Annotated in this window: 10 protein-coding genes and 1 pseudogene; 1 reads left to right on the forward strand and 10 read right to left on the reverse strand. The window is 69.1% G+C overall.

All coding sequences use genetic code 11. From position 1 onward, the window contains the following. The 3 genes from mutT to A7A76_RS19850 form a co-directional block, all read right to left on the reverse strand. On the reverse strand, positions 1–545 hold a 545-nt coding region (mutT, locus tag A7A76_RS19840), incomplete at its 3' end, for an 8-oxo-dGTP diphosphatase MutT (RefSeq protein ID WP_241201063.1). Between the two features lie 88 nt (positions 546–633). Beyond that, entirely contained in the window at positions 634–3,357 is a 2,724-nt protein-coding gene (secA, locus tag A7A76_RS19845; protein WP_206412899.1) for a preprotein translocase subunit SecA, read from the reverse strand. Positions 3,358–3,804: 447 nt separating this feature from the next. Beyond that, a complete protein-coding gene (locus tag A7A76_RS19850) occupies positions 3,805–4,716 on the reverse strand; it encodes a M23 family metallopeptidase (protein WP_206412901.1) in 912 nt (303 codons plus the stop codon). Between the two features lie 7 nt (positions 4,717–4,723). Between A7A76_RS19850 and A7A76_RS19855 the strand changes: the two genes are divergently transcribed. Then, positions 4,724–5,176: a DciA family protein gene (locus A7A76_RS19855; RefSeq protein WP_428995200.1), complete on the forward strand. Its 453-nt coding sequence runs from the start codon at positions 4,724–4,726 to the stop codon at positions 5,174–5,176. A gap of 343 nt (positions 5,177–5,519) precedes the next feature. Here the strand turns inward: A7A76_RS19855 and lpxC are convergent, their stop codons facing one another. From lpxC to murG, 7 genes and pseudogenes are all read right to left on the reverse strand, one after another. After that, positions 5,520–6,431 carry a UDP-3-O-acyl-N-acetylglucosamine deacetylase gene (lpxC, locus tag A7A76_RS19860; protein WP_206412905.1) on the reverse strand — a complete coding sequence of 304 codons (912 nt, stop codon included), beginning with the start codon at positions 6,429–6,431 and terminating at the stop codon, positions 5,520–5,522. Positions 6,432–6,807: 376 nt separating this feature from the next. Next, positions 6,808–8,034, reverse strand: a complete 1,227-nt coding sequence (gene ftsZ / locus A7A76_RS19865) for a cell division protein FtsZ (RefSeq protein ID WP_074862646.1) — start codon at positions 8,032–8,034, stop codon at positions 6,808–6,810. A 244-nt stretch (positions 8,035–8,278) separates the two neighbouring features. Further along, positions 8,279–9,514 (reverse strand): cell division protein FtsA, encoded by a 1,236-nt coding sequence (ftsA, locus tag A7A76_RS19870; RefSeq protein WP_074862643.1) that lies wholly within the window; start codon positions 9,512–9,514, stop codon positions 8,279–8,281. A gap of 8 nt (positions 9,515–9,522) precedes the next feature. Beyond that, positions 9,523–10,254: pseudogene (locus tag A7A76_RS19875) on the reverse strand (cell division protein FtsQ/DivIB); the annotation flags it as partial. Further along, the gene (locus tag A7A76_RS19880; RefSeq protein ID WP_343225375.1) at positions 10,251–11,246 is read right to left on the reverse strand and encodes a D-alanine--D-alanine ligase; all 996 of its coding nucleotides are present in this window, start codon (positions 11,244–11,246) and stop codon (positions 10,251–10,253) included. The gene A7A76_RS19880 and the pseudogene A7A76_RS19875, both read right to left, overlap by 4 nt. Next, the gene (murC, locus tag A7A76_RS19885; RefSeq protein ID WP_206412907.1) at positions 11,243–12,688 is read right to left on the reverse strand and encodes a UDP-N-acetylmuramate--L-alanine ligase; all 1,446 of its coding nucleotides are present in this window, start codon (positions 12,686–12,688) and stop codon (positions 11,243–11,245) included. The genes A7A76_RS19880 and murC overlap by 4 nt, the downstream gene beginning before the upstream one ends. 175 nt (positions 12,689–12,863) lie before the next feature. Continuing rightward, positions 12,864–13,958, reverse strand: coding sequence for an undecaprenyldiphospho-muramoylpentapeptide beta-N-acetylglucosaminyltransferase (gene murG / locus A7A76_RS19890; protein WP_206412908.1), 1,095 nt, complete (start codon positions 13,956–13,958; stop codon positions 12,864–12,866). Positions 13,959–14,044 lie beyond the last annotated feature (86 nt).

The raw sequence follows: 14,044 nt of genomic DNA on the forward strand, positions 1-14,044 counted from the left end.
CGGTGCCAGCGCGCGGGATCGGCCGCGCTCAAGGCCGGCGCGCGCAACTGCACGCGCTTGACGCCCGCGGCCAGCGCGGCGGCCAGCGCGGCCAGCCAGGCTTCGTCGTCGTCGCCGGGTTCGGGCGTCACCAGATACCGGTCGGGCTGCTCCAGCGCCGCCACCACCGGCCGGTCGGCCGGCGGCATCGCGTAACTGGCGAGCTTGTGCGGCGGCACCCAGGCCAGGGCCTGGCCCTCGCGCCCGCGCGCGCTGCCGCGCCAGGCGCGCACTTCGCGCACGTCCAGCACCAGGCGTTTGTCGGGATAGATCTGCGGCACCCGGATCAGCTCGGCGCCGACCTCGCTGTCGATGCCCAGCTCTTCGTGCAGTTCGCGGCTCAGCGCCGCCTCGGGCGTTTCGCCCGGCTCGCGCTTGCCGCCGGGAAATTCCCACAAGCCGGCCAGGTCGCGGCCTTCGGTGCGGCGGGTCAGCAGCACCCGGCCGCGGGCATCGCGGACGACGCCGGCGACGACCTCGACCACGCGCGAACGTGGTCGCGGCAGCTCCGCGTCGGCCGAAGCGCCGGCGTCCGCATCCGCGGGTCCGGCGCCGTCGCGGCGTCCTTCGCCCGCGCTGCGGCCGCCGGGCTGCTCAGCCCAACTGCCCATGGCAATGCTTGTACTTCTTGCCGCTGCCGCAGGGGCAGGGATCGTTGCGGCCGACATTGGCGAAGGCGTCTTCCGCCAGTTGCACCTGCTCGGCTTCCTCGTCGGCGCCGAAGCCGCCGGCGCTGGCGTGCTGGAACTGCATCTGGCGCAACTGGGCCTCGGCCTGGGCGCGTTCCTGCTGCTCCAGCGCGGCGATCTCTTCCTCGCTCTGGATGCGCACGCGCGCCAGGATCGTCACCACCTCGCGCTTGACCTTGTCCAGCATCTCCGAGAACAGCTCGAAGGCTTCCTTCTTGTATTCCTGCTTGGGCTGCTTCTGCGCGTAGCCGCGCAGGTGGATGCCCTGGCGCAGGTAGTCCATGCGCGCCAGATGCTCCTTCCAGTTCTGGTCGAGCACGTTGAGCATGATGTGCTTTTCCAGCATGCGCATGGTTTCCGGGCCGAGCTGCTGCTCGCGCGCGGCGAAGTGCGCGTCCACCGCCTCCTGCACCTGGCGCGCGATCGCCTCGGCGTCGATCTCCTCGGCCTTGGCCGCAGTCTCCACCAGCGGCACCTGCACGCCGAAGTCGGAGGCCAGCACGGCCTGCAGGCCCGGCAGATCCCACTGCTCGTCGATCGAATCGGCCGGCACGTGGCGCTGCACGGTCTCGGCGACCACGTCGCCGCGGATGCCGTCGACGTTCTCCTGCACGCTCTCGGCTTCCAGCAGCTCGTCGCGCTGGCCGTAGATGACCTTGCGCTGGTCGTTGTTGACGTCGTCGAAGTCGAGCAGGTTCTTGCGGATGTCGAAGTTGTGGGCCTCGACCTTGCGCTGCGCGTTGGCGATCTGCTTGGTCACCAGCGGGCTTTCGATAATGTCGTCTTCCTTCAGGCCCATGCGCGCCATCACCTTCTGCACCCAGTCGGCGGCGAAGATGCGCATCAGGTTGTCTTCCAGCGACAGGTAGAAGCGCGAGGAACCCGGGTCGCCCTGGCGGCCGGCGCGGCCGCGCAGCTGGTTGTCGATGCGGCGCGATTCGTGGCGTTCGGTGCCGATGATGTGCAGGCCGCCGGAAGCCTTGACCGCGTCGTGGCGCTGCTGCCACTCGGCCTTCAGGCGCTTTTGCGTGACTTCGTCGACCGGCTCGCCGTTGTTCTGCGCCTCCAGTTCGTGGAGCTCGGCCTCGAGCGAACCGCCGAGCACGATGTCGGTGCCGCGGCCGGCCATGTTGGTGGCGATGGTGATCGCGCCCGGACGGCCGGCCTGGGCGATGATGTTGGCCTCGCGCTCGTGCTGCTTGGCGTTGAGCACCTCGTGGTGCACGCCGGCGGCCGTGAGCTGCTGGCTCAGCATTTCCGACACTTCGATCGAGGTGGTGCCGACCAGCACCGGCTGGCCGCGCTCGTGCGCGGCCTGGATCTCGGCCAGCACCGCGCGGTACTTGCCGTTGCGGTTGAGGAAGACCTGGTCGGAATGGTCCTTGCGCTGGGCCGGACGATTGGTCGGGATCACGATCACTTCCAGGCCGTAGATGCTCTGGAATTCGTAAGCCTCGGTATCCGCCGTGCCGGTCATGCCGGCCAGCTTCTTGTACATGCGGAACAGGTTCTGGAAGGTGATGCTCGCCAGCGTCTGGTTCTCGCGCTGGACCGGCACGCCCTCCTTCGCTTCCACCGCCTGGTGCAGGCCGTCGGACCAGCGCCGGCCGGTCAGGGTGCGGCCGGTGAATTCGTCGACGATCACCACCTCGCCGTCGCGCACGATGTAATCGACGTCGCGCTGGTAGATCGCATGCGCGCGCAGCGCCGCGTTGAGGTGGTGCACCACCGAGATGTTCTGGCCGGCGTACAGCGATTCTTCGTCGCCGATGATGCCGGCCTTGCGCAGCAGCGCCTCGGCGTGTTCCTGGCCGGCTTCCGACAGGTGCACCTGCTTGCCCTTCTCGTCGACCCAGTAATCGCCTTCGCCGTCTTCCTTCTCCTGGCGGGTCAGCGTGGGGACGATGCGGTTGACCTTGATGTACAGCTCCGGCGACTCGTCGGCCGGGCCGGAGATGATCAACGGAGTGCGCGCTTCGTCGATCAGGATCGAGTCGACTTCGTCGACGATGGCGTAGTGCAAACCGCGCTGGAAGCGGTCGTCCTTCGACAGCGCCATGTTGTCGCGCAGGTAATCGAAGCCGAATTCGTTGTTGGTGCCGTAGGTGATGTCGGCGGCGTAGGCGGCGTGCTTGTCGGCATGGTTCATGCCCGGATACACCACGCCCACGCTCAGGCCGAGCCAGTTGTAGAGCTTGCCCATCCAGGCCGAGTCGCGCCGGGCCAGGTAGTCGTTGACGGTGACCACGTGCACGCCCTTGCCTTCCAGGGCGTTGAGGTAGACCGGCAGCGTGCCGACCAGGGTCTTGCCCTCGCCGGTGCGCATCTCGGCGATCTTGCCCAGGTGCAGGACCATGCCGCCGATCATCTGCACGTCGTAATGACGCATGCCCAGCACGCGCCTGGACGCTTCGCGGCAGACCGCGAACGCTTCGGGCAACAGCTTGTCGAGCGATTCGCCGTCGGCGATGCGCTTCTGGAACTCCGGCGTCTTGGCCTGCAACTGGGCGTCGGAGAGTTTTTCCATCTCCGCTTCTAGCGCATTGATCTTGACGACGGATCGTTGCAGTTGGCGCAGCAGGCGATCGTTGCGGCTGCCGAAAACGCGGGTAAGCAAGCTGTTGAGCATGACGGGTCCGTGTAAAGCGAACGGGGTTGCACAGGCGGGACGTGTTGAGAGCGCGTTGCCGCCGGCAAGTTCCCCAGGAATCCAGCAGACCGCCCGATCGCCGCGTCCGCGCCCCTGTTCGGGGCCCTGAAACGCGATCGGGGGCGCCATGCGCCCCCGATTCGGATCGAGCCTGGTCTTTGGCCACACGCATTCTAGCGTGGGGGGCGACCTGAACGGTATCAAGGGGGAAAAGCGACGGGGGAATGTGGGACTTTGCCCAATTCCACAGTTCGCGACTTCCTGCCTTGGGCTACGCCCGGCCACAGCGTCGCCGGCGAGGGGCCGCGAGCCGGTGGCTCGCTGAAGTCAGGAAGGTGCCCCAGGGCCAGGACTTGCGCGTCCGGCCGGCCGCGGAGCGGCCGGCGTTCGAGAGGCCGCGAGCCAGTGGCTCGCAAGCGGCCTCTCTCACCCACGCAACGGCGACTGCTGGTTGAGGAACTTGACCGGATTGACCACCCGGCCGTTCTCCCACACCTCGAAGTGCACGTGGGCGCCGGTGGAGCGGCCGCTGGAACCGGCCTTGGCCACTTCCTGGCCGGCGCGGACCAGCTCGCCGACCTTCATCAGCAGGCGCGAGTTGTGCGCGTAACGGGTCACGTAGCCATTGCCGTGGTCGATCTCCACGACATTGCCGTAGCCCGAGCGCACGCCCGAGTAGCTGACCACGCCGTCGGCCACGGCCAGCACCGGGTCGCCGACGTCGGCTTCGAAATCGATGCCCTTGTGGAACGCGGCGCCGCCGTTGAACGGGTCGGCGCGGCCGCCGAAGCCGGAGGTGATGTAGCTGTTGGCGATCGGGGCGCGCGAGGGCACCGCGTTCATGTCGATCTGGCGATTGAACAGCAGCGACTCCAGCACCGTCAGCTGCTCGCCGGAGGCCTTGAACTGCTGCTTGAGCTGGTCCATGCCGGCGTCGAGCTCGGGCTTGGACATGTCGCGCACCGGGCCGGCGCCGCCGACGCCGACCGGCTTGTTGAAGTCGAATTCGCCGTCCTGGAGCTGGCCGATGCGGGTCAGGCGCTCGCCCAGGGCGTTGAGGCGGTTGGCCTCGGCCTGCAGTTCGCCCATGCGCGCGGCCAGGGCGTTGATCTCGCGCTGCGCGTCGCGGCGGGTGGCGGCGATCTGGTCGTGCTGCTGGGCCAGTTCGGCGCGTAGCATGCGGTTGTCGGCGATGCCGGCGCCGGCGCCGACGCAAACGCCGGTGCCCAGCAGCAGCGCGATCGCCAGTGCGGGGCGACGGGCGCCGGCCCGGCCGCACTGCTGGAAGAAGTGCCCCAGCCGTTCGCGCGTGTGCTCTACGATGGATTGATAGGTCATGAGTCCGATGTCTGATTCCAAGCCCAAAAGGCCGCCGTCGCGCCGTCCTTCCACTCCACGCATCGCTCTGGATGCGTTGATGGAGGACAGCGCCGCCAACCCGATCAAGCGAGCCCTGTGGCTCGAAGATCTGGACCTTCGGTTACGCCCCTACCTGCCGCCTTCGCTCGCCGCGCACGCGCGGCTGGCCAACTTCGAACGCGGCAGGCTCGTGTATGTCGTCGATGCTCCGGTGTGGCGCGCCAAATTGCGGCTGGCCGCACCCGAAATGCTCGACGCAGCCCGGTCCGTCGGACTGAAAGCGGCCGAACTCGTCGTCAAGACGACGATCCCGCAGCCGGCGGCAGCACCGGTGCGACAGGCCAAACCCCTGTCGGCCGCAACGCAGCAAGCGCTGCGGGCCGCGCTGGATTCGCTGCGCGACCCCGATGAAACCAAGGGCCGCGGCGACGCCAACTGACTGCTCGGGCGGTTCGCGCGGGGGGCGTTCCGATAGGGGCCGAGAGCCGGGTCGGGGCATCCTACTGGCCCAACTGCCGGGGTTTGTTAAACGATCGGAAGCATTCCGGAAAAGTTCCGTTAGAAAATCGTTAACTCGTCACGTAGCGTTCACGAGTGTGATCTGGTTAACGTTCCTGACTTTTCTGGGCCGGCGTCGTGGGCCGGATGTGACGCGCGTTCAGCCTGGAACGCGGCGTGGAACAGAGCGAGGAGCGGGAGATAGCGGATAGGAGTTAGGAGGTAGCAACAGCGGCGTTGCTATCTCCTAACTCCTATCCGCTATCTCCTGGGCGCCCAGGCGCCTACGCGAACGCGGCCTCGCCGCCGTAAGCGACCGGGCCGTCCGCGGTCTGGTCGTAGCTGACCAGTTCCCAGGCCGAGCGCTCGGCCAGCAGCGCGCGCACCAGCTTGTTGTTGAGCGCGTGGCCGGACTTGTAGCCCTCGTAGGCGCCGACGATGGCGTGGCCGGCCAGGTACAGGTCGCCGACCGCGTCGAGGATCTTGTGGCGGACGAACTCGTCGGCGTAGCGCAGGCCGTCGTCGTTGAGCACGCGGAATTCGTCGAGCACGATCGCGTTGTCCATCGAGCCGCCGAGGCCGAGGTTGCGCTCGCGCATGTATTCCAGGTCGCGCATGAAACCGAAGGTGCGGGCGCGGCTGACTTCGCGGATGTAGTTCTCGGTCGAGAACTCGACCTGCGCGCGCGACTGCGAGGCCGGGATCGCCGGATGGTCGAAGACCACAGTGAAGCCCAGGCGGAACCCGTCGAACGGCTCGAACCGGGCGACCTTGTCGCCGTCGCGCACTTCCACCGGGTGCTTGATGCGGATGAAACGCTTGGGCGCGTCCTGCTCGGCGATGCCGGCGGACTGCAGCAGGAACACGAACGGACCGGCCGAGCCGTCCATGATCGGCACTTCCGGCGCGGACAGCTCGACATAGCAATTGTCGATGCCCAGTCCCGCCATCGCCGAGAGCAGGTGCTCCACGGTCATGACCTTGCCGGCGCCGTAGGTCAGACCGGTGCACAGCGTGGTCTCGGTGACCAGGTCGGCGCGCGCGGGCATCTCCACCACCGGGTCGAGATCGGTGCGGCGGAACACGATGCCGGTGTCGACCGGCGCCGGGCGCAAGGTCAGGAAGACCTTTTCGCCGCTGTGCAGACCCACGCCGGTGGCGCGGATGACGGTCTTGAGGGTGCGCTGGCGCGACATGGGGATGTAGGGCTTTCCGCGAGAACGATGGAATTCTTGTGACGACCCGACCGCTTGGCCGCCTTGGCCGGCAAGGGCCGAACCGCTGGCTGGGGTCGCTACGAAACCGCGCAAGAGTAGCACGCGGGTTCCTGAACCTGAACGCAAGGGACACACTGTCCCGCCGTTGTCAACAGCGCCGTTCAAACTGACCGGTCGGCCCGCAACCGGGCCGACCGGCCCAAAGGCCCCGGCGCCTGAGCGCCGGGGCAAAGGTGCCCTGGGGGCCGGGGACGAGTCCGGCCCGGGGTTTGGAGCAGAAGCTAGCGTTTAGAAGCTAGGAGATAGCGAAAACCGCTCTCCTACCTCCTACCTCGTATCCGCTAACTCCCAGCCTTCAGTCCGCCTGCCGGCGCAGGAACGCCGGGATGTCCAGGTAGCTGTTGTCGCTGCCGAAGTCCGCCACCGCCGGGCCGGTCGGCTCCTGGCGGGCGCTGCCGCGCAGGTTGCCGCCGAAGCTCGGCATCGGCGCGTGGCCGACGTCGTCCATCGCCGAGAACTCGGGCTGGCCGGTGGTGGCGTTGCGCACCAGCTGGATCGGCGCGCGCTGCGCTTCGCGCTCGTAGCCGGCGCCGTGGCCGCGCACCGACTGCTTGGCGACCACGCGGTTGAGGCCGGTGGCGACCACGGTGACCTTGACCTCGTCCTGCATGTCCGGATCGAGCACGGTGCCGATGACCACGGTCGCGTCTTCGGAGGCGAAGTTCTCGATGGTGCGGCCGACCTCGTCGAACTCGGCCATGGTGAAGTCCGGGCCGGCGGTGATGTTGACCAGGATGCCGTTGGCGCCGGCCAGATTGACGTCGTCGAGCAGCGGGTTCTGGATCGCCGACTCGGCCGCGGCCTGGGCGCGGTCGTCGCCGCGCGCGGCGCCGGTGCCCATCATCGCCAGACCCATCTCGCTCATCACCGTGCGCACGTCGGCGAAGTCGACGTTGATCAGGCCCGGACGCACGATCAGATCGGCGATGCCCTGCACGGCGCCGAGCAGCACGTCGTTGGCGGCGCGGAAGGCCTGGATCATCGTGGCGTTGCGGCCGAGCACGGTGATCAGCTTCTCGTTGGGGATGGTGATCAGCGAGTCGCAGTGGTGGCTCAGTTCCTCGATGCCCTTGAGCGCCACCTGCATGCGGCGGCGGCCCTCGAACGGGAACGGCTTGGTGACCACGGCGACGGTCAGGATGCCCATCTCCTTGGCCAGCTGCGCCACCACCGGCGCGGCGCCGGTGCCGGTGCCGCCGCCCATGCCGGCGGTGATGAACACCATGTCGGCGCCGGTCAGCGCGTCCATGATGCGCTCGCGGTCTTCCAGCGCGGCCTGGCGACCGACTTCCGGATTCGCGCCCGCGCCCAGGCCCTTGGTGACGTTGCTGCCAAGCTGCAGTTGCAGCTTGGCGCCGCAGTTCTTGATCGCCTGCGCGTCGGTGTTGGCGGTGATGAATTCCACGCCATCGACGTTGCCGCTGACCATGTGCGCCACGGCGTTGCCGCCGCCGCCGCCCACGCCGACGACCTTGATGACCGCGTTCGGGGCCATTTTTTCAACCAATTCGAAATGTGCCATGTCCTCGTCCTCGTGTTTTATGTACAGCTAGTTATGGTTGGGGGAACCTTGCTGCGGTGGTGCGCCGTCTGTGCGGCTTGGTGGAGCGGGGTACAAAAAAGCGGGGTTGGGGGTTGGGGAACTGGAGTCGCGTGGGCGGGCGGTGCCCACGCTCGGGAACGTCGGATCGGGAGCGAGCTGAGCGTCGAGCCGCGACGCATCGCCAGTTCCCCAATCCCCATTCCCGCTTTTCATTCCCGCTTCCTCAAAACTCGCCGCGATACCAATTCTTCAACTTGCTCAGAAAACTCCCGGCGCGCCCGGTCGAAATCACCGGCCGGCGCGGGTTCTCGATCTGGCTGCCCATCAGCAGCAGGCCCACGCCGGTGGCGTGGACCGGGTTGCCGACCACCTCGCCCAGGCCGGTGACGTGCTGGGGGATGCCCACCCGCACCGGCATCTGCAGCATTTCCTCGGCCAGCTCGACCACGCCTTCCATCTTCGCCGCGCCGCCGGTCAGGACCATGCCGGCGCGCACGTGGTGCTCGAAGCCCGAGCGGCGCAGTTCGGCCTGGATCATTTCGAAGATTTCCTCGTAGCGCGCCTGCACCGCCTGCGCCAGCGAGTGGCGCGGCATGCGCCGCGGCGGCCGGTCGCCGACGCTGGGCACCTGGATGGATTCCTCGGCGGTCGCCATCTGCGCCAATGCGCAGGCATAACGGACCTTGATCTGCTCGGCCTCCGGGGTCGGCGTGCGCAGCATGTGGGCGATGTCTTCGGTGACCTTGTCGCCGGCGATCGGCAGGCTCGCGCTGTGGGCGATGGCGCCCTGCACGAACACCGAGATGTCGGTGGTGCCGGCGCCGATGTCGACCAGGATCACGCCGAGCTCGCGCTCGTCGCTGGTGAGCACCGCGTTGCTGGAAGCCAGCACGCCGAGGATCAGATCGTCCACCTGCAGGCCGCAGCGCTGCACGCACTTGCTGATGTTGGCCGCGGCCGACTGCGCGCACACCACCAGGTGCGCGTGCACCTCCAGGCGCACGCCGGTCATGCCGACCGGGTTGCGGATGCCTTCCTGCGAATCGTCGAGCACGTAGTCGCGCGGGATCGCGTGCAGGATCTTCTGGTCGGCCGGGATCGCCACCGCCTTGGCCGCTTCCAGCACCCGGTCGAGATCGCCGTAGGTGACCTCGCCGTCGCGGATCGGGGCGATGCCCTGCGAGTTGCGGCACTGGATGTGGTTGCCGGAGATCGAGGCGTAGACCGAGCGGATCTCGCAGCCGGCCATCAGCTCGGCTTCCTCGATCGCGCGCTGGATCGACTGCACGGTGGATTCGATGTCGACCACCACGCCGCGCTTGAGCCCGCGCGATTCGTGCGAACCGATGCCGATGACTTCGATCGGATTTCCGGGCGAATACTCGCCCACCAGCGCCACCACCTTGGAGGTGCCGATGTCGAGGCCAACGATGAGCGACTTGTCGCCTTTGCGGTTCATGACTGTCCTTGCTGCTTCGGTGCGGCCGCCGGCGCCTGTTGCGCGGGCGCCCACGTCAGCGAAAAACCATTGGTGTAGCGAAGATCGGCGCGTTCGAGCACCTGCGCCTTCTGCGCGGTGAGCTGCGGCAGCATGTGCACGAAGCGGCTCAGGCGCGAACGCTGCTCGGTGCGGCCGATGACGATGCGCGCGCCGTTGCTCAGGCCCATCGTCCAACTGCCGCGCTGATCGACTTCCAGCTCGCGCACTTCCAGCCCGACCGGCGCGAACAGCTCGCGCGACTCGTTGTACAGCGCCACCACGTCGGCGACCCGGCCGTCGGGCCCGCCGAACTGCGGCAGCTTGTCCGGCACCTGCAGATCCTTGCCGAGCGGGAACAGGCGGCCCTGCTCCGACAGCAAACGATCCTGGCCCCAGCGCGCGAACGGCTTGTGCTCGATCACCGTCACCTCGAGCACGTCCGGCCAGCGCTTGCGCACCTCGGCGCGCTCGACCCACGGCAGCTTCGACACCGCGTCCTGCGCCTTGGGCAGGTCGACCGCGAAGAAGCCGCGCTGGGCGTAGGGCAGCAGGGTCTTGCGCAGCGCCGCCGCGTCGACCCGCTCGAACTCGCCGGTCACGCGCAAGCGCTTGAGCGGCCACTGGTTCGCGCCGATCCAGCCGTTCAACACGGCTACGACCGGCAGCGCCACCAGAGCCAGCGCCAGCACCCATCCGACGAGTCGCAGCAGGGCGTTCACGCCGCGCCACCTCCCGCGATCTCGCTGGACGCGCTCACGGTGGCTTCCAGCACGCGCCAGCACAGCTCGTCGTACTCGATGCCGATCTGGCGCGCGGCCTTGGGCACCAGCGAGTGGCTGGTCATGCCCGGTGCGGTGTTCACTTCGATCAGATAGAACTTGCCGTCGCGATCGCGCATGAAATCGACGCGGCCCCAGCCCTTGCAGCCGGCGGCGACGAAGGCCTGCATCGCCAGGCGGCGGATCTCGTCTTCGGCGGCGCCGTCCAGGCCCGGACACAGGTACTGGGTGTCCTCGGCGATGTACTTGGCATGATAGTCGTACCACTCGCCCTTGGGCACGATCCGGATCGACGGCAGCGCGGTGTAGCCCTCGCCGTCGATCAGCACCGCGACGGTGAGCTCGTCGCCGACGATCATCTGCTCCATCAGCATCTCGCCCGGATAGCGCGCGGCCAGGGCCACGGCCTCGTCGATGTCGGCGTCCTTGAGCACGCGCGACACGCCGACGCTGGAGCCTTCGCACGAGGGCTTGATGATGACCGGCAGGCCGATCTCGCCGGCCGCGGCGTGCACGTCGTCGCCCTTGGCGATGCGCTTGAAGCGCGGGGTCGGCAGGCCGGCGCCGATCCACACCTGCTTGGTGCGGATCTTGTCCATCGCCAGCGCCGAGCCGAGCACGTCCGAGCCGGTGTAGGGAACGCCGAGCGCTTCGAGCACGCCTTGCAGCACGCCGTCTTCGCCGCCGCCCTTGTTGCCGTGCAGGATGTTGAACACGCGGTCCACGCCGCCCACCCGGATCTGTTCGATCAACGCCGGGATGCCGTCGACCGCGAACGCGTCCACGCCGCGCGAGCGCAGCGCGTCGAGCACGCCGCGGCCGGAATCCAGCGACACCTCGCGCTCGGCGCTGGTGCCGCCCATGAGCACGGCGACGCGGCCGAACACGGCCGGATCGGTGACGCGCAGCGGGGCGAACTTGACGACACTCACTTCGACTCTCCTTGGAAACCGTTGCTGGCGAGCTGCTGCGCCGCCGCGCCGATGTCGCCGGCGCCCATCAGCAACAGCAGGTCGCCGTCGTTCAATACGTCCGGCAGCACGCCGGCCAGATCGGCGGCGCCGCCGACCACGACCGGGTCGATGCGGCCGCGCGCGCGGATCGCGCGCGCCAGCGATTTCGCATCGGCGCCGGCGATCGGCGCTTCGCCGGCCGGATAGACCTCGGTCAGCACCAGCGCGTCCACCGACGACAGCACCGCGGCGAAGTCGTCGAACAGGTCGCGGGTGCGGCTGTAGCGGTGCGGCTGGAACGCCACCACCAGGCGCTTGTCCGGCCAGCCGCCGCGGGCGGCGGCGAACACCGCTTCCAGCTCCTTCGGGTGATGGCCGTAGTCGTCGACCAACTGCACGGTCGCGCCCTTGTCGGTCTTGATCTGCGCCAGCAGGTTGAAGCGGCGGCCGATGCCGGCGAACTTCTCCAGCGCGCGCGCGATCGCCTCGGGCTGCACGCCGAGCTGCCACGCCACCGAAGCGGCGGCCAGCGCGTTGAGCACGTTGTGGCGGCCCGGCAGGGCCAGGGTCACCGCGGTGCGGGTGGCGTCGGGCAGGCACAGGGTGAAGCGCATCGCGCCGCCGTGCTGGCTGACGTCTTCGGCGCGCACGTCGGCCTCGTCGCTGAAGCCGTAGGTCATCACGTGGCGCGGGGTGTCCGCGGCCAGCCGGGCGACGTTGGCGTCGTCGATGCACAGCACCGCCAGGCCGTAGAACGGCAGCCGGTGCAGGAATTCCTCGAACGCGGCCTGGACCTTGGCGAAATCGCCGCCGTAGTTCTCCAGGTGGTCGGCGTCGATGTTGGTGACGATGGCGATCTGCGGGTTCAGGCGCAGGAAGCTGCCGTCGCTCTCGTCGGCCTCGGCCACCAGCCACTGGCCGCCGCCGAGGCCGGCGTTGGCGCCGGCGGCGAGCAGCTTGCCGCCGATCACGAAGGTCGGGTCGATGCCGCCTTCGGCCAGCACGCTGGCGGTCAGCGAGGTGGTGGTGGTCTTGCCGTGGGTGCCGGCCACGGCGATGCCGCGGCGGAAGCGCATCAGTTCGGCCAGCATTTCCGCGCGCGGCACCACCGGAATGCGCTGGGCGCGCGCTTCCATCAGCTCGGGGTTGTCGCGCTTGATCGCGCTGGACACCACCACGCAGTCGGCGCCGAGCACGTTGGCCGCGGCGTGGCCGCGGTGCACGGTCGCGCCCATCGACGCCAGGCGCCGGGTCACCGCGTTGTCGGCCATGTCCGAACCGGACACCTGGTAGCCCAGCGTGCACATGACTTCGGCGATGCCGCTCATGCCGGTGCCGCCGATGCCGACGAAGTGCACGCGCGGGAACGCCTTGGCCAGGTCGCCGGTGTGCTGCAGGCGGCGGCGGAGGGCGGTGCTCATGGCGTGGGGTCCGAAGTCAGAAGGTTGGAACGCATGCTTGGGGAATGGATTTGCAAACGGGTCATGTCGCGCGCGCCTGAAGGGGCGCGCAGAGTAATCAGCCCGGGTGAAGCGGCGGCGAAGACGCGCGCCTGGATTACGCAAACCCGCTCGCTGCGTGGGTGCTGAGAACGCTTCATCGCGTCGACTCCAGCACCGCATCGGCGACCCGCTCGGCCGCGTCGGGCTTGGCGATCGCGCGCGCGGCCTCGGCCATCTGCAGCAGCACGCCGCGCTCGGCGAGGATTTCGATGGTCGCCGACAGGCGCGCGCCGAGGTCGTCGCCGGCTTGCGGCAGCAACTGCGCCGCGCCGCGGTCGACCAGATAACGCGCGTTCTTGGTCTGGTGGTCGTCCACCGCCTGCGGGAACGGCACCAGCACGCTGCCGACGCCGGCCGCGCACAGCTCGGCCAGGGTCAACGCGCCGGCGCGGCAGACGACCAGGTCGGCCCAGGCGTAGGCGGCCGCCATGTCGGCGATGAAAGGCTCCAGCGACGCGGCGACGCCGGCCTTCGCATAGGCCTCCTGCGCATCGGCCAGCAGCTTCTCGCCGCACTGGTGGCGCACCTCGCACGGCACCCGCCCGCGCAGGCCGGCGACGGCTTCGGGCACCGCGCGGTTCAGGGCGCGCGCGCCCTGGCTGCCGCCGAGCACCAGCAGCTTGAGCGGGCCGCTGCGGTCGGCGAAGCGCTGCGCCGGCGGCGCGATCGCGGCGATCTCGGCGCGCACCGGGTTGCCGACGACCTCGTCGTTGGGACCGAAGGTGTCGGGGAAACCGGTGAGCACGCGGCGGGCGAAGCGCGACAACACGCGATTGGTCATGCCCGGCGCGCGGTTTTGTTCGTGCACGATCAGCGGCAGCCCGGCCAGCCGCGCGGCCAGGCCGCCGGGGCCGGCGGCGTAACCGCCGAAGCTGACCACCGCGCGCGGCTGGCGCTGGCGCAGCACGCGGCCGGCCGCGCGCACCGAGGCGGCGATGCGCAACGGCGCGCGCAGCAGTGTGGCCACGCCCTTGCCGCGCACTCCGCTGATGGCGAGGGTGTCGATCTCGATGCCGTGCTGCGGCACCAAGCGGGTTTCCATGCCGCCGTCGGCGCCCAGCCACGACACCGGCACGCCGCGCGCGCGCAGCGCCTTGGCCACGGCCAGGCCCGGGAAGATATGGCCGCCGGTGCCGCCGGCGAGGATCAGCACGGGACGCTCGCTGCCGGGACGCTGGATCGCGCTCATGCGGTCCTCCCCAGGGACGGTTCGACCCGGTCGCGCAAACGGCTGGTGCCGCGCGCGGCGCCCGCGGCCGCCGCGGCCGGCGCCGG

The sequence above is a fragment of the Lysobacter enzymogenes genome (assembly GCF_017168095.1).
GTDB lineage: Bacteria > Pseudomonadota > Gammaproteobacteria > Xanthomonadales > Xanthomonadaceae > Lysobacter > Lysobacter enzymogenes_D.

Excerpts from the sequence above, each read along its gene's own strand:
- murG (WP_206412908.1), bottom strand. The coding sequence starts at position 13,958 with ATGAGCGCGATCCAGCGTCCCGGCAGCGAGCGTCCCGTGCTGATCCTC.
- lpxC (WP_206412905.1), bottom strand. The coding sequence starts at position 6,431 with ATGTCGCGCCAGCGCACCCTCAAGACCGTCATCCGCGCCACCGGCGTG.
- ftsZ (WP_074862646.1), bottom strand. The coding sequence starts at position 8,034 with ATGGCACATTTCGAATTGGTTGAAAAAATGGCCCCGAACGCGGTCATC.
- murC (WP_206412907.1), bottom strand. The coding sequence starts at position 12,688 with ATGAGCACCGCCCTCCGCCGCCGCCTGCAGCACACCGGCGACCTGGCC.
- secA (WP_206412899.1), bottom strand. The coding sequence starts at position 3,357 with ATGCTCAACAGCTTGCTTACCCGCGTTTTCGGCAGCCGCAACGATCGC.
- ftsA (WP_074862643.1), bottom strand. The coding sequence starts at position 9,514 with ATGAACCGCAAAGGCGACAAGTCGCTCATCGTTGGCCTCGACATCGGC.
- A7A76_RS19855 (WP_428995200.1), top strand. The coding sequence starts at position 4,724 with ATGTCTGATTCCAAGCCCAAAAGGCCGCCGTCGCGCCGTCCTTCCACT.
- A7A76_RS19850 (WP_206412901.1), bottom strand. The coding sequence starts at position 4,716 with ATGACCTATCAATCCATCGTAGAGCACACGCGCGAACGGCTGGGGCAC.